The organism is Bacillus sp. S71, assembly GCF_016625265.1.
GTDB classification, from domain to species: Bacteria; Bacillota; Bacilli; order Bacillales; family Bacillaceae_G; genus Bacillus_A; species Bacillus_A cereus.
The window spans coordinates 652,477-675,555 of the sequence record NZ_JACVUW010000001.1 but is presented as its reverse complement, the minus strand read 5'-3'; the positions used below and the strand labels follow the sequence as shown (position 1 = coordinate 675,555).

The following is a 23,079-nucleotide window of genomic DNA, read 5'->3' as shown; positions in this document are numbered from 1 at the left end:
GAGGATGTATATGAAAGTTTTAAAATACGGCGTTATGTTATTGACAGTACTGTTTTTATCTCAATTACATGTGTACGCAGAGGGAAATCAATGGGCATGGCCTGTTGAAGGACAGATAAGTGATTATTTTGGGACAAGACATGGAAAACACTACGGTATAGATATAGCGGCACCGATCGGCACGCCTGTGTCAGCTATTCAAGAAGGGAAGGTAACAAAGTCTTATTATTCAAGTAGTTATGGAAACGTTATATTTATTAAACATGGAGAATATGAGGCTGTGTATGCACATTTAAATAAGAGATATGTAGTTCAAGGGGATTATATTTCAAAAGGAGAAAAAATTGGAGAAGTAGGGAACACGGGAGAATCGCGAGGTGCACACTTACATCTAGAACTTCATCAAGGAAGATGGACGATGGCGAAAAAGAATGCGATGAACCCATTGCTTGTTTTAAGTGAACAAAGAAATGAAGTTGTTTCTTCATCATTATATGTCGTACAAAAAGGGGATACTTTAGTTAGTATTGCACGGAAATTTAGTATGACACTTAAGGAAATTAAAGAAAAAAATGGATTGCAGCAAGAGCTAATTTATCCTAATCAACAATTATATGTTAAGTAAAGGCAACGTCTCAAAAATTAAACTTTGAATATTCTTAAATAAGGTTCAATGTAAAGGAAATTATATGGGCGCTTCTCCTAGAAGTATTGAGTGAATTAGAGTATCTATATTTAAAAGAAAACCGTCCCAAAATTTATTTTGGGACGGTTTCTTTTACCAAAAAATAAAGACACATATAAATCCAGAAATAGCTAAATAGCTATATAAGTAAAAAACTTTTGTTCTTGTTTTCTCTTTTGTTCGAAACAGTACGATAGTCGGTTCAATTAAACCGATTGTCAAACAAAGTAGGCCAAGAAGCATACAACCAATCGAAATAGAATACAGGGCGATTTGTGGTGCTTGAAATGGAATCATCCATTTTAATAAAAATGCAATAAGTGCAGTGTAACAAATGCTACCGATGTATTTATTCAGTGGTGTATTAGAACGAAAGCCAGGAAGTTTTTTTAAGAAAGAGCGGGAAACAACTTCTGTTTGTAAAGATGTATGCTCTTCAATAATTTTTTGAGCTTCTTTTCCTTTTTGAAAAAGAGATAAGATCCAATTTCGCTCACCCTGAAAAATAAATTGAGAAGTTGTCAAATAGTGATCAATCTTCACTTTACTCCAACTCTTCCACGGATGACGCTCACACAATTTTAATTTACTTTCTGTTTTCTTATCATACTGATAAATACTGATGCCATCTTCATCGAAAGTAGCATAGTATGTCTCGTTTGAGAATGTGCCTAAATCAATTGGGCAGTAGAAAAGTAATTCTTTTTTTAAGTAAAAGTATTCTTTTCTTAAGTTTTTTTTCATTGCTTCTCGAATAGAATGTCTCTTTTCTTTTTTCATGACATTTCCTCCATAACTCAGAAAATGTTCTTATCTTAACAATTCAATATCTTATCACTTTTAATTATATATGACTAGGTAATTCAAAAGAGAAATGCCGAATAATAAAAAATATGGATTGTATTGTAAAATATTTCGCAATTCATTTGTTTTTACGAAAAATAAATAACTAATTTTAAATAAGTTACAATTTTTTAGTTCACAATGTTATGAGGTTGTTGTATAATGAAGGGGAAAATAGAATATCGGTCTATCTTCGGGGCAGGGTGAAAATCCCGACCGGCGGTGATGAACTATTTATGATTTTGTTCTAAGCCCGCGAGCCGTTAAGGCAGGATTTGGTGTGATTCCAAAGCCGACAGTATAGTCTGGATGGGAGAAGATGGAGGTTCAAGCGTTCAAAAAAGATATGGATTTGAACGTCTGTTTGATGTGCCTTAAATTCTCCCTTTGTGTAAAACACAAAGGGTTTTTTCGTTCTATGAAAAAATAGGCATAGCAGAACCTTTCCACTTTCCATGAGATGATCGATGGAAAAGGAGAGAGAAAGATGAAACAAAAAAACAGTGTAGTGCAGATGGTGAGTGTAGCGATGCTAAGTAGTATTGCATATTTACTAATGATGTTGGATTTCCCGTTCCCAGGGCTTCCGCCATTTTTGAAAATTGATTTTAGTGATGTACCAGCTCTAATTGCAGCAATTATCTTTGGACCAGTAGCAGGAGTGATTGTAGAGGCGATAAAGAACATTTTACATTACGGGATTCAAGGAAGTTTAACAGGAGTACCAGTTGGAGAAATTGCAAACTTTATTGCAGGATGTTTATTTATTGGACCAGCAGCTTTCTTATTTAGAAAGTATCGTACTGTGAAGAGTTTAACGACAGGATTAATGCTAGGGACAATTACAATGGCACTTATTATGAGTGTATTAAACTACATCATCATATTCCCGGCTTACACTTGGTTTTTAAATTCACCGGCTATGTCTAGCGAAGCTATCAGAACAACGGTTGTAACGGCAATCTTACCATTTAATTTAATTAAAGGAATTGTTGTAACAATTGTATTTGTAGCATTATTCTCACGCCTGAAAGTATGGGTGTTTGCAAAAATGAAAAATGCATAATATATATTAAAACCATTAGTAGTGTGGAACTACTAATGGTTTTTTATTAAGGAAAATAAAATTTAGATACAAAAAACGCCCCTCATCAATATGAGGGGCGTTTTTTGAAGTTAATAAAAGACTATTCGAATTTTAAAGCGTCTCCGTCGAATGATTCGTCAGCAACTTTAATTGAGTCAGTTGGACAGCCTTCGAATGCATCCATCATATCTTCAATTAATACATCTGGAATTTCAACGATACCTTGGTTATCGTCTAATGTTACAAATGCAATACCTTCATCATCATAGTCATAAATGTCTGGTGCAGCAGCGCCACAAGCACCACATGCAATACAAGTATCTTTATCAACGATTGTATATTTTGCCATCTTTTTTCCCTCCTGATAATATGTATGTGAAAAGCTCGCCATAAAAATTATAACCTTATTGTAAAACGGTTTGTGAAACTTTTCAACATAAAATTATAATGATAATGCTTATCAATTAGAGTGTCAACTTATTTTTGAATTATGTCATAAGATTTTCAAAATACGTAAATGTGATTTCGTTTGATACAATAGAATATATACAAGTATATAGTTCTTATATGATAAGTTTAATGAGCGACAGTAGATAGTGTAATTGTACTGAAAAGAATGAAGTTAAGATTGGAAGGTGGAAGCGGTCATGCAAATACAATATACTTTGTTGCATTGTTTAAAACAATTGAATGGTGAAAGAACCGTTTCTTCTATTTATTATTTACTAAAGGGCAAACGTTCTTCGCAAACTTTACAAGATGGAAATATGTTCCGGATTTCTTTTTTATTCGGAATATATAAATCATTAAATAGAAATGACTATGATGGTGAAGTTGTAAAGTTGTTGCAAGCGGATTTTATTCAAGAAATACATGAAAATACATATGTGTTAACACCTACGGGTAAAATGCAGTTACATAAATGGGAGGAAGTTTATGCTTTTCCAGCACATTTGCATGGTTTACATTATGGTGAATTAGGTGAAACATTTTGGAAAAGATTATCATTGATTATTCAAACCATATCAAATTTACAGCAGAATAATACGAAGTTTATCCCGATTCAACAAGATACAGAAATAATGATGTGGGTAAAACGTTTTCTAACAGGAAGGCCATATAAAAGAAGTGAGTTGGCGAGGAAACTATGGACGGAAGTACATAATCTTTTGGAAAAGAGTAATGCGATAGAAGCGACGATTGTAACATATCGACTAACGGGCTATGAACGTATTGGTTGTACATTGCAACAATTAGCAGAAATTACGAAACAAGATATATTCAGGGTGTATTTTTTATTTTGGGGTACAATGCATTTCTTTATACAAGAAGTTCGTGATAAAGAAAATGAATTTCCACTATTAGCTGAAATTATATCTTATCCAAATGAGAGAGCTGAATTATTTAGTTTATCCACGAAAAAAACATATAATTTTTGGAGACAAGGGCGTTCTTTAGAAGAAATAGCGACGATTCGGAATTTAAAGGTTGCAACGATAGAAGATCATTTTGTTGAAATTGCTTTGCGAGAAAAAGATTTTTCTATTGAAATGTTTATGGAAAAAGAAAAGATAGACAAAGTAATAAAAGTAATTGAAGCATTACAAACGCGGAAGTTACGTGTTTTGAAACAAGCTGTTGGAGAAGATATCTCTTATTTTGAAGTTCGTCTTGTATTAGCGCGGATGGAGGGTGTAAATGAAACTTGAAGAATATTTATATAAGTGGTTTGGATATTCTGAATTTCGTCCAGGTCAAAAAGGAGTTATTACAGATTTATTAGAAGGAAAAGATGTGATAGCAATGCTTCCGACTGGAAGAGGGAAATCTATGTGCTATCAGTTTCCGGGGCTTATGCGAGAAGGAACAGTGCTTGTTGTATCACCGTTATTATCTTTAATGGAAGATCAAGTGACACAATTAAAGTATGTTGTGAAAAACCGAGTGATAGCATTTAATAGTTTTCGGACATTAAATGAAAAAAGAGAAGCGATGAAAAAATTATCTTCATATAAATTTATTTTTGTTTCACCAGAGATGTTACAGTCGGAGTTATTAATTAGGGAATTGAAGAAAATTCATATTTCATTATTTGTTGTTGATGAGGCTCATTGTATTTCTCAATGGGGTTATGATTTTAGACCGGACTATAAGAAACTAAATGTAGTTATTGAAAATATTGGTTCTCCTACAGTATTAGCATTGACAGCCACAGCGACAAAAGGGGTACTACAAGATATCGCAGACAGTTTAAATTTAAAGGGTGCCGCGGAACATGTATACTCTATTGACCGTCCTAATATTGCAATGGAGGTGCAATTTGTAGAGACGATAGAAGAAAAGAAAGAGGCGCTTTTGGAGCAGGTGATGTATTTACAAGGGCCGGGAATTGTATATTGTTCAAGTAGAGCGTGGACAGAAAGGTTAACGGAATACTTGAGAGGAAAAGGTGTTACTGGTGTAGCTTTTTATCATGGTGGTATGGAACATGAAGAGCGTATGTTAATTCAACAACAGTTTATGAACGATCAATTGCAGCTTGTAATATGTACAAGTGCATTTGGTATGGGGGTAAATAAGGCGAATACGCAATATATTATTCATTTTCATTATCCAACTAATATAGCTTCTTACTTACAAGAAATCGGAAGAGCTGGAAGAGATGGCGAACCGAGTATAGCTATTTTATTGTGTAGTCCGTTGGATCATGATTTACCAATTTCAATCATTGAGGATGAATTGCCAAGTAAGTCGCAAATACAATTTTTATTTTCTTTACTACAAGAAAGAATGTTTCAAACGAAAGAATTACCAATAGAAGATGTAGAAGAAATTTGTTATAATGCAGCAAGATTTAATGAGCAATATTGGCGTTTCGTTCGTTATCATCTCGAACAGGTTGGAATTATACAACAACGAAGATTATTATTAGAGAGTTTGTCAGATGAAATTATGAACCGATTAATAGCTGAAGTAGAAATAAGGTTGCGTAATAAATATAGTGAGCTAGAAAATATGAAGTCATGGATACGAGTTAAAGGATGTAGACGTGAATATGTGTTGCAACAGTTCGGTTATAGGAAAGAGAAAGAGTTAAATAATTGCTGTGATTATTGTGGTATTACAAAAGAAGATTATAAAAAAAGACGAGCGCAACAATCGGATTTCGACTATAATTGGGAAACAGAGTTACAAAAGCTTTTCGGCCTAGAAAAGATGGGGGAATGATGAACATTCAAAGGCATAATGTTGAAGATATGAGTCCGCAGGAAATAAGGCTGAATCTATATATAACACAGTTAATTATTATCGGTATTGGCTGTTTACTAGCATATATATTATTTCAAGATGTAAAAGAAGTGTTTAATTTATGGAGATGGGAACCAGTATCTATACTTATTATAGGTGGTTTGTTAGCGATTGGTATTGTGTTATTAGATTATGTTGCAATGCGAGTGTTTCCAGAGTCTTGGTTTGATGATGGTGGTATTAACGATAAGATGTTTCGAGGAATGTCGGTTCTGCATTTACTCATTATTACGTTCGTAATCGGTTTTGCAGAAGAATTTTTATTTAGAGGTGTAGTGCAGACTCATTTTGGAATTGTAATTGCGAGTTTCGTATTTGCAGTGTTACATATTCGTTATATAACAAAGCCATTTTTGTTTTGTTTCGTCTGTTTCATTAGTTTTGTCTTTGGTTATGTATTTGAATGGACAGGGAATTTGTTTATAACAATCTTTGCACACTTTCTTGTTGATTTTATAATGGGACTCCAATTAAGAAAATAAATGGAAGGTGGTGGTGAACAACATGAGGAAACGAATTCCTGATTTTGAAGAGGAATTAGAAGTTGAGCGAGTAGAAGAAAAAGAAAGTTTACCGCCGCGTAGTGAAATTCATAGAAATAAAGAGAAAAAACAAAAGTTTAAAATAAATCATATTTTCGTCCGGGTTTTAACATTTCTATTCATTCTGCTGCCGATTAGTATTTTGTGGTATACGGATAAATATATTCAGGTGAAGGGCGATAGTAATAATGCCGGGAAAAGTGCGTTTGAAGTAATCTTCTTTGATTCAGCTAAATCTGAGTCGCAGAAACAGTCTGAAAAAGCGATAACGCATACTGTGAAAGAGGGAGAAACTTTAGAAAGTATAGCGAAGCAATATTTTTCAGATGAAAATGGGGTTGAAGTAATTAAAAAGTATAATAACTTGCAAGAAGATGAAGTGAGTGCAGGTCAAGAATTAAAAATTCCGATAAAAGATAAGTCCACAAAGCAAGAGAGCTAGTGAATTAGGCGAACGCAGTTTGTTATAAAAGCCTAGGGTTATCTTTATGATGAGGGGAGTAAAAAATATGATATGGATTATATTATTCAGTACTCTCATAGGAATGGGGATTTTATTACTTCTTGTGATGTATAAAGAAGCGATGCGTAATACAGTGTTGGAACATACTTTAGTATTTAAAGAATTTCCGAAAAGTTTTCAAAAAGTAAATGTGTTTTTTATTTCTGATATTCATAGAAGAGTCATTTCGAATTTGTTAATTGAACAAGTAAAAGGAAAAGTAGATCTCGTAATTATCGGAGGAGATTTAGCCGAGAAAGGAGTCTCTTTATCAAAAATCTCTGCCAATATTCAAAAGTTAAGAGAGATAGCTCCTGTATATTTTGTGTGGGGAAACAATGATTATGAGATAGAATATCATGAATTAGATGCTTTATTATTAGAAAATAACGTAAAAGTTTTAGATAATACAAGAGTGGTATTTGAGTCTGAATTAGGCGAGAAAATTTGTTTGCTCGGTATAGATGATGTTGGATTGCACCGTGATCGTTTAGATTTGGCATTGGCGGATTGTAAAGAAGATGGTTTTCGTATCTTAGTTAGTCACAACCCTGATATAATAAAAAAGATGTCTGGAAATGAACAGATTTCACTTGTATTAAGTGGACATACGCATGGAGGACAAATCCGATTATTCCCATCTAAAAAATATTTAAAAGGTGGCGTATATAACCATTTGAATACGATTCTCTTTGTTAGTAATGGGTACGGAACAACATTGATACCACTTCGTTTCCGAGCGCCTGCTCAAACACATATTATTACATTGTGCGGAGGGAAATGATGCCAACTCTTAGTGGGAAATATAATATAAAAGCTGTTTCAAATATAATTGGAGTTCAGCCGAGTACGCTTCGCGCATGGGAAAGACGATATCAAATTATTGCCCCAAAGCGGAATCAAGCTGGGCATCGTTTATATACAGAAGAGCATATTCAAATTTTAAAATGGTTAATGGAAAAAGTTTCTTCCGGTATGATGATTGGACAAGCAGTTCAGTTATTAGAAGAGAATCGTTTGCAGAGTACAGTTCAAAAAGAGATACATTTCGATAAAGAAGTTGTTTTAGTGGACGATTTGCTACAAGCTTTGTTAAAATTTGATGAAATTACAATTGCTGCATTATTAAACGAAGCTTTTAGTATATATTCAACAGAAAAGGTTGTTGCCAGTATCGTTCTTCGAGTGACAGACAAATTATTAACGTCAAAAAATAATAATGAGATTTCAATGGTGCAATTTCAATATGCACTATCATTTTTACAAACGCGTCTAGGGATGGTGTATCACAATGCCTCAATGTTTTCTTCTTTACACAAAGTTATTGTGTTAGAAAAGAATGCATTGAAAGGATTTATTTTTTCAACTTATTTACGCTTAAAAGGATATGAGGCGATATATATTAGGACAAGCTTAGCTGAAGATGGTATGTTGTCAGCGGTAGAGGAAATACAGCCGAAATATGTATTTGTATCTTTTGCTGACGAACTAGAAATGAAAAAGACGATGAACTTTATAAATGTATTACAAGAAAAAAGGGAATCTCTTTCTGTTGGATTTATCGGAAAGCTAGGCGTTCTAAACCAGTTGAACATTGAAACAATCTTAATTGGTGATACGAAAGAAGAATGGGATGAATGGTTAAAAATGTCGGAATAGTTGTTCGAAAAGAACCATCTATTTTCTATTTCATATAATAAAAATTAGATGCATTGGTTACGTAGGGAGGGTATGAGATGAGGCTGGAACGATTAAATTACAATAAGATAAAAATTTTTCTAACATTTGATGATTTATCTGAAAGAGGATTAACGAAAGAAGATTTATGGAGAAATGCGCCGAAAGTACAGCAATTATTTCGTGATATGATGCAAGAAGCAAATAAGGAATTAGGATTTGAAGCAGATGGTCCGATTGCAGTTGAAGTGTTTTCTCTACAAGCACAAGGGATGGTTGTAATTGTAACGAAAGAAAATCAAGAAATTGATACGGATGATGAGTTCCGTGACGAGTTTATTGAAATGCAAGTGACTCTAGATGAAAGTGAACATATATTATATGAGTTTGCTACGCTAGATGACATAATTAACCTGTCGAATCGCTTATATAACCTTGGTGTAACTGGCGGAAAGCTATATACGTGGGATGAGCGCTTCTATCTTTGGGTGGAAGAAGAGGAACAAATTCAATTGTTAAAAGCGGATTTTATAGCTATTTTAGCGGAATACGGCAATCCGTCTACAGCAACTATTTATCGCATCATGGAGTACGGTAAAGAATTAATGGATTTTAACGCGATAGAACAAATACACAATTACTTTGTGAAAAAACAAAACCTCAGCTAATACAACATAGCTGAGGTTTTGTTTTTATTTGGATAAGGGAAGGGATGATAGTAAATACGCGAACATACTTTTTGAAAATAAAATATGCAGTTTTATGGGAGCGTCGCTGAGGAAAATAAAAAATATTTAAATATTTAAGTATTTTACTTTTCTAAAAGTAATAAAAGGACTATAATAATAGTGAAAACGCTTGCAACATAAAATAGTTTGTATATATTTGTTAGCGTTTTCTATTGCATTCCAAATTTAAGGGTGTATACTAGGCAATGAAGGTTTACTAAACAAGTGAAATTACAGGGGGTTTACTTACTATGGTAGCCGAAAAGGGAACTCAAACAAAAACACAACAACAAAGGGAACAACATTTTGAACTATTGAATTCAACACAAATTGTTATTAGTGAAGCGTTAGAAAAATTGGGTTATCCAAACGAAGTATATGAATTATTAAAAGAACCAATTCGTATGATGACAGTGAAAATACCAGTTCGTATGGATGACGGGACTGTTAAAATATTTACAGGATATCGTGCACAACATAATGATGCTGTTGGTCCAACGAAAGGTGGAATTCGCTTCCATCCGAATGTAACAGAAAATGAAGTGAAAGCACTTTCAATCTGGATGAGTTTAAAATGTGGTATTGTTGATTTACCATATGGTGGAGGTAAGGGTGGAATTATCTGTGATCCACGTGAAATGTCATTCCGTGAGTTAGAAAGATTAAGCCGCGGTTATGTACGAGCAATTAGCCAAATCGTAGGTCCGACGAAAGATATTCCAGCTCCAGATGTATTCACAAACTCTCAAATTATGGCATGGATGATGGATGAGTATAGCCGTATTGATGAATTTAATTCACCAGGATTTATTACAGGTAAACCGCTTGTATTAGGTGGATCACATGGACGTGAAACAGCAACTGCGAAAGGTGTAACAATTTGTATTCGCGAAGCTGCGAAAAAACGTGGCATTGATATTAAGGGCGCACGCGTTGTTGTTCAAGGGTTCGGTAATGCTGGTAGCTTCTTAGCTAAATTTATGCATGATGCAGGTGCGAAAGTTATTGCAATCTCAGATGCTTACGGCGCTTTACATGATCCAAACGGATTAGATATTGATTATTTATTAGACCGTCGTGATAGCTTCGGTACAGTAACAAAGCTATTTAACAATACAATTTCAAACAAAGAATTGTTAGAGCTTGATTGCGATATTTTAGTTCCAGCTGCAATTGAGAACCAAATTACAGAAGAAAATGCTAATGATATTAAAGCGAAAATCGTTGTTGAAGCTGCAAATGGTCCAACAACATTAGAAGCGACTAAAATTTTAACAGATCGCGGAATTTTACTTGTTCCAGACGTATTAGCAAGTGCTGGTGGTGTAACGGTATCTTACTTTGAGTGGGTACAAAATAACCAAGGTTACTACTGGACTGAAGAAGAAGTAGAACAACGTTTAGAAAAAGTAATGGTAAAATCATTTGATTCTATTTATGAAACAGCACAAGTTCGTAAAGTGAACATGCGCTTAGCGGCGTACATGATTGGTGTTCGTAAAATGGCTGAAGCAAGCCGCTTCAGAGGTTGGGTATAAAATATTATATCTTGAGAAAACGTGATTTCCTTTCGAGGGAATCACGTTTTTTTGTTGAAGTATTAAATGAGGTGTTGTATATGGAGAATGAAATGCTGGAACGAGTAGAACAATTAGAAGAAAAGGTTAAGAGGTTAGAGGGAGAACTTGCAAGAACGGTGAAAGCTCGAAAAATAAGTACTGTTCGGATATTCGGGGAAGGGCTACTGTTTTTGATATTTGGTATGGTTGTAGTAGGGCCGATTATTGCCGTTGTAATCTCAATTTTTACTTGGCTTGCTGAAAAATAAAATAAAAATAAAAAGAACGCTTGTTCTATACGAACAAACGTGCTATACTCTCCTTAGATAAACAAAACGGAAATGATTTTAAGGAGAGATAAATGATGAAAATGACAGTAGACCAAAGATTTATGATGCCAGCAGATGTTGTAGAGCGAGTGGAAGTATTACGAAACAAACAAAGCAAGCGTGGCACATTATTACAATCGGTAAACAAATTTTTCGGTTTAGATACGAAAGAAGATTGTGTTTGGTTTTACGGTTTTTATGGAGTGGCTGTAAGTATCTTGTTGTTTATGGTGTTCACTTCAAATATTTTCGATTTTCTCTTCGCGTAAGAAATATGCGATAAGGACATTGCTACCGAATACATATATAAGGAAGTAAGGTAATCTTCTAGAGCGGGAGTTGGTAGCAATGGCGATGTTTCCTATAGAGCGCAACTATATAGGATATGGAAGTTCACGACCGGGGATTCCTCTAACTAAAGTGAGATTTATTGTAAGTCATGATACGGGGAATCCTGGAAGCAATGCGATAGGAAATCGAGATTACTTTAATGAATTACAACCGAAAGCTTCGGCGCATACATTTATAGATGATAAAACAATATTGGAGATTATTCCTATAAATGAAGTTGCATATCATGTTCGATATGGTGTGCCGACGGATAATGACTTATACGGCTATGACGCGAATAAGGCGGCCATTGGAGTGGAACTTTGTTATGGCGGTGATGTTAATTTTTGGGAAGCATATAATCGTTTTACATGGTATCATGCGTATTTATGCCAAAATTTTGGCTTAAATCCGAAAAAAGATATCGTGTCACATAAAACGCTTGATCCAGCTAGAAAGATTGATCCTGAGAATGTATTAGGGAAACAAGGTATTAAATTTCAGCAGTTTTTAGCAGATGTCTATCGGATGTACGTTTCGTTTAGATGACAAATATATGAAAAATGAATACAATAAAGATAGGTGCCTACTGCTGTAAGTAGGTTTTTTCTTGTTTTTATAAATAGTGTATTGGTAGAAGACTAGGAGTGGACGAGTATGCAGAAAGAAACAGTTATTATAATCGGAGGCGGTCCGTGCGGATTAGCGGCAGCGATTTCGTTGCAAAAGGTAGGGATAAATCCGTTAGTAATTGAAAAAGGAAACATTGTAAATGCCATTTATAATTATCCAACTCATCAAACATTTTTCTCTTCTAGTGAAAAATTAGAAATTGGTGATGTAGCTTTTATTACAGAAAATCGTAAGCCAGTTCGAAATCAAGCGCTTGCGTATTATCGTGAAGTAGTAAAACGTAAATCTGTACGTGTAAATGCTTTTGAGCGAGTGGAGAAAGTTCAAAACGCTGGAGAAGTTTTTCAGGTTGAGACGACAAAGCGTGACGGAAGTAAAGAAATATATATAGCGAAATATATTGTTGTAGCAACTGGATATTATGATAATCCAAATTATATGAATGTTCCAGGTGAGGAATTGAAGAAAGTAGCTCACTATTTTAAAGAGGGGCATCCTTATTTTGATCGAGATGTAGTAGTTATAGGTGGGAAAAACTCGAGTGTAGATGCCGCGTTAGAACTTGTTAAAGCTGGTGCGCGTGTAACGGTACTGTATCGTGGAAGTGAGTATTCACCAAGCATAAAGCCTTGGATTTTGCCGGAATTTGAGGCGTTAGTACGAAACGACACAATTCAAATGCATTTCGGGGCTCATGTGAAAGAAATTACTGAGCATACATTAACGTTTACAGTTGATGGTGAAGATTTTACAATCCAAAATGATTTTGTATTTGCAATGACTGGTTATCATCCTGATCATAGCTTCTTAACAAAGATGGGTGTTAAGATTGATGAAGAAACAGGACGTCCAATTTATACAGAGGATAGAATGGAAACGAATGCTGAAAATATTTTCATTGCAGGTGTCATAGCTGCTGGAAATAATGCAAATGAAATATTTATCGAGAACGGTAGATTTCATGGAGATGCGATTGCACAAACTATTGCATCAAGAGAAAAATAAAAAGGAGCTGTCGGGAAAACCTCGACAGCTCCTTTTTATTCGTGCATAAACATATTTTGAATGGATTCATGAGAATTTGTATTCTCTAATGCGACAAGTAATTTAATGCGTGCTTTTTGTGCATTTAAGCCGTATGTGAATACAATGCCCATATCTTTTAAGTGTTTACCGCCACCTTCATACGAATATACGTCTTGAACAATACCGTTGAAACAGCGAGAAACTAATACGACAGGAATACCTTTATTTAATAATCGTTCTAGACTAGGAAGTGTTCTTGGAGGTAGATTACCTTGTCCAAGCGCTTCGATAACAATACCGTCTACAGGAAGATTTTCGATTGCTGCTAATAATGTATCATCCATGCCGGCATATGCTTTTAGAACAACTACATTTTTAGATACTTTGTTTATCGTATATGTTTCGTGATGTACTAAAGCGTGATGGAAGACAACACCGCGTTTTGTTACCATTCCAATTGGTCCATATTGTGGGCTTTGGAATGTTGCGACATTACTTGTATGTGTTTTCGTTACATTTGTAGCGCAATGAATTTCGTCGTTTAATACGACTAAAACACCTTTTTCTGCAGCTTCATCACAACTAGCAACTTTTACAGCTGATAAGAAGTTATATAGACCATCAGCACCTAACTCATTGCTAGAGCGCATTGCACCTGTCACAACAATCGGAATGGTTGCTTGTACTGTTAAATCTAAGAAATAAGCTGTTTCTTCTAATGTATCCGTACCATGCGTAATGACTACGCCATGAATGTTGTCTTGTTTTACTCTTTCATCAATGATGACTTGTAATTGTAACATTTCGCTCGGTGTCATATGAGGAGATGGTAGATGGAACACATCTTCAACGATTAAATCAACATCGCCTTCTAAATCAGGAATGAATTTTAAAAGAGGATTTTTTTCACCTGGTTGTACGACCCCAGTTTCTTTATCTTCCTCCATTGCAATTGTTCCACCTGTGTGTAAAACTAGGATTCTTTTCAATGCTTATACCCCTTTCAAGTAAAAAAATACATTTAGAACATAACATGTTTTGAGTAAATTCGACAATGGAAATGTATAAAAGTATGCCTCGAAAATGACAATAAAATTAACTGCTATATGTACGATGTATAAAATCGCGAAACGAAATGTGCAAATATAGTATAGGAGGGGCAATTATGTTGAAAAAGATGGAGAGAATTTTTATTCGTATATTAATAATACAATTCATTTGTCTTTCTGTTGTACAATTGTTATTTATACATAAGTCATCAGTGAAATATTTATCTAAAATTGTTTATTACGAAGGTGTCATGGTAAAAAATAAAGCAGAAATCTTGCAGGTGAATAGGTAGTTTTCATTTTCTTCTATGAAGGATTATGCTACAATAATTGAGGATTTAATGACGTGAAGCAAATGAGAAGAAGCAGGGTGAACACCTGCTTTTCGTTTTGTTTTATAAGTGAAAAAATGAGGTGTTACAATGGATAAACGAATTTCAATTGCTATAGATGGTCCAGCAGCTGCTGGGAAAAGTACAGTGGCAAAAGTTGTTGCGAAGGAACTTTCTTACGTTTATATTGATACAGGCGCGATGTACCGTACGCTTACATATGCAGCCCTTGAACAAAAAGTAGATATTGAAAATGAAGAACAGTTAATGGAAGTTGTAAAGAATGTAAATATTGAATTTCAGCAAGGAGAAAATACGCAGCTTGTATTTTTGAATGGACAAGATGTTTCTGAAGTAATCCGTACACCTGATGTGACGAATCGAGTATCTATTGTAGCGAAGCATCGCCTTGTTCGTGAAGAAATGGTACGTCGTCAGCAAGAGTTAGCGAAGAAAGGCGGCGTTGTAATGGACGGCCGTGATATTGGTACACATGTATTACCGGATGCTGAAGTGAAAATCTTTATGCTTGCTTCTGTTGAAGAAAGAGCGGAAAGAAGGCATTTAGAAAATTTAAATAAAGGTTTTGATTCTAATTTAGAGCAGCTAAAAGAAGAAATTGCTCAGCGTGATAAATTAGATTCAGAACGCGAAGTTTCTCCACTAAAAAAGGCTGATGATGCATTGGAATTAGATACGACTTCTTTATCAATTGAAGAAGTTGTCCAAAAAATTATGAGTATTGTTTCAGGAGTGTTTGCGAAATAAAGAAAGGGGATAATCCTCTTTCTTTTTTTGTTGAAATAGAAATGTAAAGGATACGTGAATTGTGAGTCTCTTTCCTTGACAAATGAGCTAATTTGTAAGAAGTTAGTTAAAGAGGAATAAAACTGTCAGAATATATTCGCTATTATATTTCAAAACATACTTTTTTCAAGCTGGTTTTGCTGTATACTATTTATATAGGTTTAATATATTTTCTTGTGAATGGTATTGAAAAAGAGTATGTGATGAGAGATTCTTAAACATGCAAATGAAAACTTTGTTTTCATTTCGTATATACATAAAAAAATGCTTTGTCAATTCTGTAGGGAGGTATTTCCATGGTAGAGAAAATGAATGAAGAAGTTATGGATTCAAAAGAATTACAAGTTGGTGACGTTGTTACAGGTTCTGTAACGAAAGTTGAAGAGAAACAAGTGCTTGTAAATGTTGGATACAAAACAGATGGCGTAATTCCAATTAGTGAATTAGCTAACGTTCATATTGAAAAAGCAAGCGATGTTGTAGAATTAGATCAAACACTAGAGTTGAAAATTATTAAATTAGAAGAAGATGATCTTGTCTTATCTAAACGTGCTGTTGATGCAGAAAAAGCATGGGTAGAATTACAAGAGAAATTTACTTCTGGTCATGTATTTGATGTTACTGTAAAAGATATTGTGAATGGCGGATTAGTTGTGGACCTTGGTGTTCGCGGTTTTATTCCAGCTTCACTTGTAGAAGTACATTATGTAGAAGACTTTACTGACTATAAAGGTAAAACATTAGCGGTGAAAATTGTTGAATTAGACCGTGAAAAAAATCGTGTAATCCTTTCGCATAAAGCGGTAGTAGAATTAGAACTAGATTCTAAGAAAAAAGAAGCAATTTCTTCATTAAAAGAAGGTGACGTTGTTGAAGGAACAGTGCAACGATTAACTGACTTTGGTGCTTTCGTTAACGTTGGTGGCGTGGACGGTTTAGTTCACATTTCACAAATTTCACACGAACGTGTAGAGCAACCTTCTGAAGTATTAGAGCAAGGTCAAAAGGTTAAGGTAAAGGTGTTATCTGTTGATGCTGATACACAACGTATTTCTTTATCAATTAAAGCGGCTCAACCAGGACCTTGGGAAAACGTTGCTGGCGAAATAAAAGCTGGAGATATTCGTGAGGGAGTAGTGAAACGCCTTGTTACATTTGGTGCATTCGTTGAGATTTTACCTGGCGTTGAAGGACTTGTACACGTATCTCAAATTGCAAATCGTCACGTGAAAAACCCGAATGAAGTATTGGAAATGGGACAAGAAGTAAAAGTGAAAGTACTTGAAGTTCACGTAGCAGAGAAACGTATTTCTTTAAGTATAAAAGAAGCGCTTGAGGAAAATAATGTAATTGAAGATTATAGTCAGTATGAGCCAAATGCTGATTCTGCTACTTTCCAATTAAGTGATATTATTGGTGAACAACTGAAAAAATTAAAGAAATAATGAGGGGTACAAGTGGTAAGGGCAAAACGTAAATTAGATCATATTGAATACGCTCTTTCTACTGGTCAGTCTCGTACGCATGGCTTTCATGATATTGATTTTGTGCATCAAAGCTTGCCAAATTCAAATTATGACACAATAACATGTGAAACAAAAATCGGCGAACTTTCACTAAGTTCGCCGATTTTTATCAATGCGATGACTGGTGGTGGAGGAGAGAAAACGTTACATATTAATGAGCAATTAGCATATGTAGCGAAACAGCATAACCTTGCTATGGCTGTAGGGTCGCAAATGGCGGCGTTAAAAGATGAAAGTGAGGCTGCTTCTTATAAGGTGATTAGAAAGGTAAACCCGAATGGTATTTTCTTTGCTAATTTAGGTAGTGAGGCAACTATCGAGCAGGCAGAGCGTGCCGTTGATATGATTGAAGCGAATGCATTGCAAATTCATTTAAATGTCATACAAGAGTTAACGATGCCAGAAGGAGACCGTGACTTTACTGGTGTACTTCAGCGCATAGAGAAAATTGTTTTAAATAGTAAAGTTCCTGTCATTGTAAAAGAAGTTGGATTTGGGATGAGCAAGGAAACAATGCAACAGTTAGCGAACGTAGGTGTAACGGCAATTGATATTGGTGGGCAAGGTGGTACGAATTTTGCTGCTGTTGAAAATGAAAGAAGACAGCGAATGCTTTCTTATTTTAATAACTGGGGCATACAAACAGCAACCTCGATTATTGAAGCAACCTCTACAAATAATAACCTCTCTTTTATTGCATCAGGGGGTATACAGACAGCGCTTGACGTAGCGAAAGCAATCGCATTAGGGGCGAATACAACTGCGTTTGCTGGTTACTTTTTACGTATTTTAATGCAAGATGGTATCGAGAAATTAGTGGATGAAATTGAGCTTCTACATACAGATTTGAAATTTATTATGACAGCTCTTGGTGCGAAGACGATAGAAGAGTTGCAATCTGTACCTCTTGTTGTAAAAGGTGAAACATATCATTGGTTAATGCAGCGTGGTATTGATACTGCGCATTATAGTAGGAGATAAAAAATCAACCGTTCGGTTGATTTTTTTGTTTTGTTTTCTTTCTCGTAATATAAAATGGAATTGGTATTTTCTAAAGGAAACAGGTGGAGGTAAAAAGAAGTGATAGGAGGATATGGTACACAAAATATTATTTCGATATAAATAAAAATCATTAAAATGATTATGTAAAAGACGGTTTCGTACAATATCGAAACCGTCTTTTTGTATTCATTAGTGCTGGTTTTGTTTTCGAGCCTGCTCTGGTGTATCAAGTCCAGTTGCACCTGGATATTGTAGTGATTGATCACGATCAGATTCAACGCGGCGTGATTCTCGTAGTTTTCGTTCTTGGCGATCTTTACCCATAATGAATAACACCTCCTTGTTAAAAGTGTTGCTGTTATAAGAAAAAACTATGCGTAAATAAAGTGGATTAACTTTCATAAAAAATTCCCATAATGGAAAACATAGGAGGTGAAGTAGATGGATGGAAGTACTTTTTATTTTATAGCTTGGATAGGGTGGGTTGTCGTAACCTTTTTTATGAAAAAGGACCATATTCGGTGGAAGTTAGGCGCTTGTATATTGATTTTTATAATTTGCTCTCCGTTACATGTAACGATCGCCTCATTCATGGTATCAGTAAATGCTCTTTTACTTTGTATTATTTCTTTTATAGGGATCGCGCTGTATTCTGTTTGGAAAAAATTATATAGCTTACTTTCGGCACTTATTATTGCGATGTTATATACAAGTTTTCATCTGTTAGAGATATATGATCCGATTTGGATTGTGGTGGATAGAGTGTTTCTGCTAAGTAGTGCTCTTGTGTATGCATCGGTGTTATTGCATGGGGATCGCATATTACGATTATGTTCCCTATATGTAGGGATGTTACAAGGAGAGTTGCTAGTGACATTTATTTTTCGGAAATTGAATTTTCCATATGATTACGGTAGTTTAGCATTTTTTGATATCGTCGCCGTTTCTACATTATTCATGGCAGTATTGTTTTGGATTGCAAAAGCATCAGTATACATGGAACAGTTTAAGAGAAAAACACGTAAAAGAAAGGCGAGGGTAATACATGACTGAATATACACCAGCCATTTTATGCGGCGTAATAGCGGGGACAGTTACAAGGGTGTTAATGCTTCGGACGGATACACGGCAATATCCGACGAGGCTACATGGAAAGATTATTCATATTGCAATGGGGTTAATTGCAGCAGCTTTAGGAGCGATTGCAATCCCATCTATTTTGAAAAAAGATTTTTCTGCCATTACATTTCTTACGTTAGCAGCGACACAATTTCGTGATGTACGTAACATGGAAAGAAATACACTTCAACAATTAGATGGATATGAGCTCGTACCGCGTGGAAATACGTACATTGAAGGGATTGCATTGGTTTTTGAAAGTCGCAACTATTTGGCGATGTTAACATCGTTTGCAACGACGTTTGCGTATATAGGGTTCCGTTCATGGATTGCTGGAGTAATTATGGCTATAATCGCATTTTTTATTGCGAAAAAATTAATGTCTGGTAGAAGGCTCCATGACCTTGTAGATATTGAGCATGTTCCGCTGCGTTTTGAAGGAGCAGGGCTTTATATCGATAATATTTATATTATGAATATTGGATTGCCGGTGAGGCAAGAAGAGATTATGAAATATGGCATGGGGTTTATATTAAAACCGAAATCAATTGATGCGATGGTGACAATCTCAAATTTAGGGCAACGGCAAGCTATTTTACACGATGTTTCGGTGGCGTTAGGGATTTATAGAGATTCTGGTACACCAGCGCTTGTACCGTTAGCAAAGCGTGATTTAGAGGATGGCAGGGTTGGGATTTTTGTCTTACCGCAAGATCAAGATGCAGAGAAAGCGATAAGTGTCATAGGAAATGTACCAACGTTAGAAAGTGCTGTCCATATGTCATCGGAAGCCCCGAAAGGAAGGGGAGATAAGAGATGATGTTAGAAAGCGTTATCCTGGCAGTTATTACAACAGCGCCAGAAAAATTTGCAGGTGGTGCTCCTTTATTTGTTTGTGAGTCGATGGAGGAACTAGAATTTGTTGCAAATAATTTAGAGGCAATTTTAGATGGTATTGCGCATCGCTTACAAGAGAATGTATATATTATTGTGAAACATTAGGAACGTGTGTTATAATGTGAGGTGTTTTGATACGTTGAGAAATATTCTGGAATGCAAATCCCTTCTTGCACAAAGAAGGGTTTTTTACATAATAAACAGAAGCAAGTTGAAAGGATGAAAGTATATGCCGAAACCAGTAATAGCAATAGTAGGCCGCCCGAACGTAGGAAAATCTACTATTTTCAATAGAATAGTTGGAGAAAGAGTTTCAATCGTAGAAGATATCCCAGGTATAACTCGAGACCGTATTTATAGTGCGGGAGAATGGTTAAATCATGAGTTTAACATTATTGATACAGGTGGAATTGATATTGGAGACGAGCCGTTCTTGACACAAATTCGTCAACAGGCGGAAGTTGCGATTGATGAAGCAGATGTTATCATTTTTATGACGAATGGTCGCGATGGTGTAACTGCAGCGGATGAAGAAGTTGCTAAAATTTTGTATCGTTCTAAAAAACCAATTGTACTTGCGGTAAATAAAGTTGATAATCCAGAAATGCGTAGTGATATTTATGATTTTTATTCATTAGGATTTGGCGAGCCATTCCCGATTTCAGGTACACACGGTTTAGGACTTGGTGATTTGTTAGATGAAGCTGCAAATCATTTTCCAAAGATTGAAGAAGAAGCGTATGACGATGAAACAATCCGTTTCTCTTTAATTGGACGTCCAAACGTAGGGAAATCATCGCTTGTAAATGCACTTCTTGGTCAAGAACGTGTAATTGTAAGTAATATCGCAGGAACGACGCGTGATGCTGTCGATACACCATATAGTAAAGATGATCAAGATTATGTAATCATCGATACAGCTGGTATGCGTAAAAAAGGAAAAGTATATGAAAGTACAGAAAAGTATAGTGTACTTCGTGCACTTAGAGCGATTGAACGTTCTGACGTTGTTTTAGTTGTTTTAGACGGAGAAGAAGGAATTATTGAGCAAGATAAAAAAATCGCTGGATATGCTCATGATTCAGGACGAGCTGTTATTATCGTTGTAAACAAATGGGATGCAGTGAAAAAAGATGAAAAAACAATGAAAGCATTTGAAGAAAACATTCGTGCTCATTTCCAATTCTTGGATTATGCACCGATTGTATTCTTATCTGCAAAAACGAAAAAACGTACACAAACGTTATTACCGGTTATCAATGAGGTAAATGAAAGCCATAGTATCCGTGTACAAACAAACGTATTAAACGATGTAATTATGGATGCGGTAGCGATGAATCCAACACCGACTCATAATGGTAGCCGTCTGAAAATCTTCTATGCAACACAGGTTGCGGTAAAACCACCGACATTTGTTGTGTTTGTAAACGATACAGAATTAATGCACTTTTCATATGAGCGCTTCTTAAAGAATCGTTTACGTGAAGCGTTCGGTTTTGTAGGAACGCCGATTCACATTATTGCTCGAGCAAGAGACTAATGGAGAGGATGTGATTTTATGACAAAAATCACAGTAGTAGGAGCAGGTAGCTGGGGAACAGCGTTAGCGATGGTATTAGCTGACAATGGACATGATGTACGTATTTGGGGAAATCGCTCAGAACTTATGGATGAAATGAATACGAAACATGAGAATAGTCGATATCTCCCAGGCATTACATTGCCAAGCACAATCGTAGCCTACTCTTCTTTAGAAGAAGCATTAGTAGATGTAAATACAGTACTGCTAGTAGTACCGACGAAAGCGTACAGAGATGTATTACAAGAGATGAAAGAAATTGTTACAGAACCGATTACTTGGATTCATGCGAGTAAAGGGATTGAACCTGGTACGTCAAAACGTATTTCGGAAGTAATCGAGGAAGAAATTCCAGAGAACTTAATTAAAGATGTTGTTGTATTGTCTGGACCGAGTCATGCTGAAGAAGTTGGTTTACGACAAGCGACAACAGTTACGTCTGCAGCAAAGCGTATGGAAGCGGCTGAGGAAGTACAAGATTTATTCATGAATAGTTATTTCCGTGTATACACAAATCCAGATATCGTTGGAGTTGAACTTGGTGGTGCGTTAAAAAATATTATCGCATTAGCTGCTGGTATAACTGATGGTCTTGGATTAGGTGATAATGCAAAAGCGGCATTGATGACACGTGGTTTAACAGAGATTGCTCGTTTAGGAAGAAAAATGGGCGGGAATCCGTTAACGTTTGCGGGTCTAACTGGTATGGGAGACTTAATTGTAACTTGTACAAGTGTTCATAGCCGAAATTGGCGCGCTGGAAATATGCTTGGAAAAGGACATTCTTTAGAAGAAGTGTTAGAAAGCATGGGTATGGTTGTGGAAGGTGTAAGAACAACGAAAGCTGCTCATGAATTGGCAGAGAAAATGGAAGTTGAAATGCCGATTACAGCTGCTTTATATGACGTGCTGTTCAATGGGAATAACGTAAAAGATGCGGTAGGCTCATTAATGGGACGTGTTCGAAAACATGAAGTGGAAGCTATACCTGACTTACTGTAAAGAAAAGCGACAGAAGTACATTTGTACTTCTGTCGCTTTTTTATTTTATGGGTCTTTTCACCATTTATTTATTTTTGCATAGGATGAAGAGTAACTTGAGGAGAGGGTGAAAAGAATGGATAATAACATTTTTAATAATATTGAGAAGGAAGCGAAAGTAAATAAAGAGGATATTTTTAAATTAGCATCATCCGTGCAAAATGCGAATTTACGTGATGAAACTGTACTTCGTCAATTGATTCATCAAGTGGCTCTTATGGCGGGACGTGAAGTGCCGAAAGAGCAAGAGGATCAAATTGTAAAAGCGATTATTAATAATAATATGCCAGCGGATTTTGGCTCGTTAAGCAAAATGTTTAAAAAATAAATTATGAGAAACAAAGAGTTTGTAGATTGCATATGATAGCCATGAAAGAATGGGAATAGAGCTGTTTTTGGGCATATTTGGTCAACCGAAGCGAGAGATATAATCGCTTCGGTTTTATTTTTATCTAGATTGGTGGAAGATGCTGAAAA

At 35.5% G+C, this 23,079-nt stretch carries 28 protein-coding genes and 1 riboswitch; of the genes, 24 read left to right on the top strand and 4 right to left on the bottom strand.

Annotated features, from left to right (window positions below):
• The first annotated feature begins 10 nt into the window (after nt 1-10).
• A complete protein-coding gene (locus tag IBT51_RS03270; RefSeq protein ID WP_000866228.1) occupies nt 11-625 on the top strand; it encodes a peptidoglycan DD-metalloendopeptidase family protein in 615 nt (204 codons plus the stop codon).
• Between the two features lie 153 nt (nt 626-778).
• Here IBT51_RS03270 and IBT51_RS03265 read toward each other — a convergent pair whose 3' ends face one another.
• On the bottom strand, nt 779-1,465 hold the full coding sequence (locus tag IBT51_RS03265; protein WP_000711798.1) for a hypothetical protein: 687 nt from the start codon (nt 1,463-1,465) through the stop codon (nt 779-781).
• 248 nt (nt 1,466-1,713) lie between these two features.
• Nucleotides 1,714-1,853, top strand: a riboswitch (FMN riboswitch).
• Between the two features lie 162 nt (nt 1,854-2,015).
• Between IBT51_RS03265 and IBT51_RS03260 the strand changes: the two genes are divergently transcribed.
• The gene (locus IBT51_RS03260) at nt 2,016-2,594 is read left to right on the top strand and encodes an ECF transporter S component (RefSeq protein WP_000810856.1); all 579 of its coding nucleotides are present in this window, start codon (nt 2,016-2,018) and stop codon (nt 2,592-2,594) included.
• 121 nt (nt 2,595-2,715) lie between these two features.
• Here the strand turns inward: IBT51_RS03260 and IBT51_RS03255 are convergent, their stop codons facing one another.
• Complete coding sequence (locus IBT51_RS03255) at nt 2,716-2,964, bottom strand: ferredoxin (protein WP_001151993.1); 249 nt, start codon at nt 2,962-2,964, stop codon at nt 2,716-2,718.
• A 298-nt stretch (nt 2,965-3,262) separates the two neighbouring features.
• On the opposite strand from IBT51_RS03255, the gene IBT51_RS03250 reads away from it, so the two are divergent.
• The 12 genes from IBT51_RS03250 (at nt 3,263) to IBT51_RS03195 (ending at nt 13,229) form a co-directional block, all read left to right on the top strand.
• Nucleotides 3,263-4,324, top strand: coding sequence for a YpbB family protein (locus IBT51_RS03250; RefSeq protein WP_001167017.1), 1,062 nt, complete (start codon nt 3,263-3,265; stop codon nt 4,322-4,324).
• Nucleotides 4,314-5,843 (top strand): ATP-dependent DNA helicase RecQ, encoded by a 1,530-nt coding sequence (recQ, locus tag IBT51_RS03245; protein ID WP_000762977.1) that lies wholly within the window; start codon nt 4,314-4,316, stop codon nt 5,841-5,843. Before IBT51_RS03250 ends, recQ begins: the two co-directional genes overlap by 11 nt.
• Nucleotides 5,843-6,406 (top strand): CPBP family intramembrane glutamic endopeptidase, encoded by a 564-nt coding sequence (locus IBT51_RS03240; protein WP_001025783.1) that lies wholly within the window; start codon nt 5,843-5,845, stop codon nt 6,404-6,406. The genes recQ and IBT51_RS03240 overlap by 1 nt, the downstream gene beginning before the upstream one ends.
• 22 nt (nt 6,407-6,428) lie before the next feature.
• Entirely contained in the window at nt 6,429-6,908 is a 480-nt protein-coding gene (locus tag IBT51_RS03235) for a LysM peptidoglycan-binding domain-containing protein (protein WP_001231555.1), read from the top strand.
• A 67-nt stretch (nt 6,909-6,975) separates the two neighbouring features.
• Nucleotides 6,976-7,752: a metallophosphoesterase gene (locus IBT51_RS03230; protein ID WP_000637796.1), complete on the top strand. Its 777-nt coding sequence runs from the start codon at nt 6,976-6,978 to the stop codon at nt 7,750-7,752.
• A complete protein-coding gene (locus IBT51_RS03225; protein WP_053564891.1) occupies nt 7,752-8,627 on the top strand; it encodes a MerR family transcriptional regulator in 876 nt (291 codons plus the stop codon). The genes IBT51_RS03230 and IBT51_RS03225 overlap by 1 nt, the downstream gene beginning before the upstream one ends.
• A gap of 77 nt (nt 8,628-8,704) precedes the next feature.
• Nucleotides 8,705-9,313 (top strand): genetic competence negative regulator, encoded by a 609-nt coding sequence (locus tag IBT51_RS03220; protein WP_001235396.1) that lies wholly within the window; start codon nt 8,705-8,707, stop codon nt 9,311-9,313.
• Between the two features lie 311 nt (nt 9,314-9,624).
• Nucleotides 9,625-10,911, top strand: coding sequence for an NAD-specific glutamate dehydrogenase (gudB, locus tag IBT51_RS03215; RefSeq protein ID WP_000225172.1), 1,287 nt, complete (start codon nt 9,625-9,627; stop codon nt 10,909-10,911).
• An 80-nt stretch (nt 10,912-10,991) separates the two neighbouring features.
• Nucleotides 10,992-11,201, top strand: coding sequence for a hypothetical protein (locus tag IBT51_RS03210; protein WP_000426766.1), 210 nt, complete (start codon nt 10,992-10,994; stop codon nt 11,199-11,201).
• Nucleotides 11,202-11,293: 92 nt separating this feature from the next.
• Nucleotides 11,294-11,530, top strand: coding sequence for a DUF3961 domain-containing protein (locus IBT51_RS03205; protein ID WP_001983018.1), 237 nt, complete (start codon nt 11,294-11,296; stop codon nt 11,528-11,530).
• Between the two features lie 79 nt (nt 11,531-11,609).
• Entirely contained in the window at nt 11,610-12,140 is a 531-nt protein-coding gene (locus IBT51_RS03200; protein ID WP_001240655.1) for a peptidoglycan recognition protein family protein, read from the top strand.
• Nucleotides 12,141-12,248: 108 nt separating this feature from the next.
• Complete coding sequence (locus IBT51_RS03195) at nt 12,249-13,229, top strand: YpdA family putative bacillithiol disulfide reductase (RefSeq protein WP_200458007.1); 981 nt, start codon at nt 12,249-12,251, stop codon at nt 13,227-13,229.
• 35 nt (nt 13,230-13,264) lie between these two features.
• Here the strand turns inward: IBT51_RS03195 and ansA are convergent, their stop codons facing one another.
• A complete protein-coding gene (gene ansA, locus IBT51_RS03190; protein WP_000822009.1) occupies nt 13,265-14,239 on the bottom strand; it encodes an asparaginase in 975 nt (324 codons plus the stop codon).
• A 179-nt stretch (nt 14,240-14,418) separates the two neighbouring features.
• On the opposite strand from ansA, the gene IBT51_RS03185 reads away from it, so the two are divergent.
• The 4 genes from IBT51_RS03185 (at nt 14,419) to IBT51_RS03170 (ending at nt 17,945) form a co-directional block, all read left to right on the top strand.
• Nucleotides 14,419-14,592: a YpfB family protein gene (locus tag IBT51_RS03185; RefSeq protein WP_023521499.1), complete on the top strand. Its 174-nt coding sequence runs from the start codon at nt 14,419-14,421 to the stop codon at nt 14,590-14,592.
• A gap of 129 nt (nt 14,593-14,721) precedes the next feature.
• Complete coding sequence (gene cmk, locus IBT51_RS03180; RefSeq protein WP_000361252.1) at nt 14,722-15,399, top strand: (d)CMP kinase; 678 nt, start codon at nt 14,722-14,724, stop codon at nt 15,397-15,399.
• Nucleotides 15,400-15,734: 335 nt separating this feature from the next.
• Nucleotides 15,735-16,883 (top strand): 30S ribosomal protein S1, encoded by a 1,149-nt coding sequence (gene rpsA, locus IBT51_RS03175; RefSeq protein WP_000229558.1) that lies wholly within the window; start codon nt 15,735-15,737, stop codon nt 16,881-16,883.
• Between the two features lie 12 nt (nt 16,884-16,895).
• Nucleotides 16,896-17,945, top strand: a complete 1,050-nt coding sequence (locus IBT51_RS03170; RefSeq protein WP_000251041.1) for a type 2 isopentenyl-diphosphate Delta-isomerase — start codon at nt 16,896-16,898, stop codon at nt 17,943-17,945.
• Nucleotides 17,946-18,155: 210 nt separating this feature from the next.
• Here the strand turns inward: IBT51_RS03170 and IBT51_RS03165 are convergent, their stop codons facing one another.
• Entirely contained in the window at nt 18,156-18,290 is a 135-nt protein-coding gene (locus IBT51_RS03165) for a YpzI family protein (protein ID WP_000513900.1), read from the bottom strand.
• A 117-nt stretch (nt 18,291-18,407) separates the two neighbouring features.
• On the opposite strand from IBT51_RS03165, the gene IBT51_RS03160 reads away from it, so the two are divergent.
• From IBT51_RS03160 to IBT51_RS03135, 6 genes are all read left to right on the top strand, one after another.
• Entirely contained in the window at nt 18,408-19,019 is a 612-nt protein-coding gene (locus IBT51_RS03160; RefSeq protein WP_002093921.1) for a YphA family membrane protein, read from the top strand.
• The gene (locus IBT51_RS03155; RefSeq protein WP_000141599.1) at nt 19,012-19,905 is read left to right on the top strand and encodes a YIEGIA family protein; all 894 of its coding nucleotides are present in this window, start codon (nt 19,012-19,014) and stop codon (nt 19,903-19,905) included. Before IBT51_RS03160 ends, IBT51_RS03155 begins: the two co-directional genes overlap by 8 nt.
• Entirely contained in the window at nt 19,902-20,087 is a 186-nt protein-coding gene (locus tag IBT51_RS03150; protein ID WP_000979048.1) for a capping complex subunit for YIEGIA, read from the top strand. The genes IBT51_RS03155 and IBT51_RS03150 overlap by 4 nt, the downstream gene beginning before the upstream one ends.
• A 124-nt stretch (nt 20,088-20,211) precedes the next feature.
• Nucleotides 20,212-21,522, top strand: coding sequence for a ribosome biogenesis GTPase Der (gene der / locus IBT51_RS03145; protein ID WP_001125890.1), 1,311 nt, complete (start codon nt 20,212-20,214; stop codon nt 21,520-21,522).
• An 18-nt stretch (nt 21,523-21,540) separates the two neighbouring features.
• The gene (locus IBT51_RS03140) at nt 21,541-22,563 is read left to right on the top strand and encodes an NAD(P)H-dependent glycerol-3-phosphate dehydrogenase (RefSeq protein ID WP_000161783.1); all 1,023 of its coding nucleotides are present in this window, start codon (nt 21,541-21,543) and stop codon (nt 22,561-22,563) included.
• 115 nt (nt 22,564-22,678) lie between these two features.
• Nucleotides 22,679-22,930: a stage VI sporulation protein F gene (locus tag IBT51_RS03135; protein WP_000369753.1), complete on the top strand. Its 252-nt coding sequence runs from the start codon at nt 22,679-22,681 to the stop codon at nt 22,928-22,930.
• Nucleotides 22,931-23,079 lie beyond the last annotated feature (149 nt).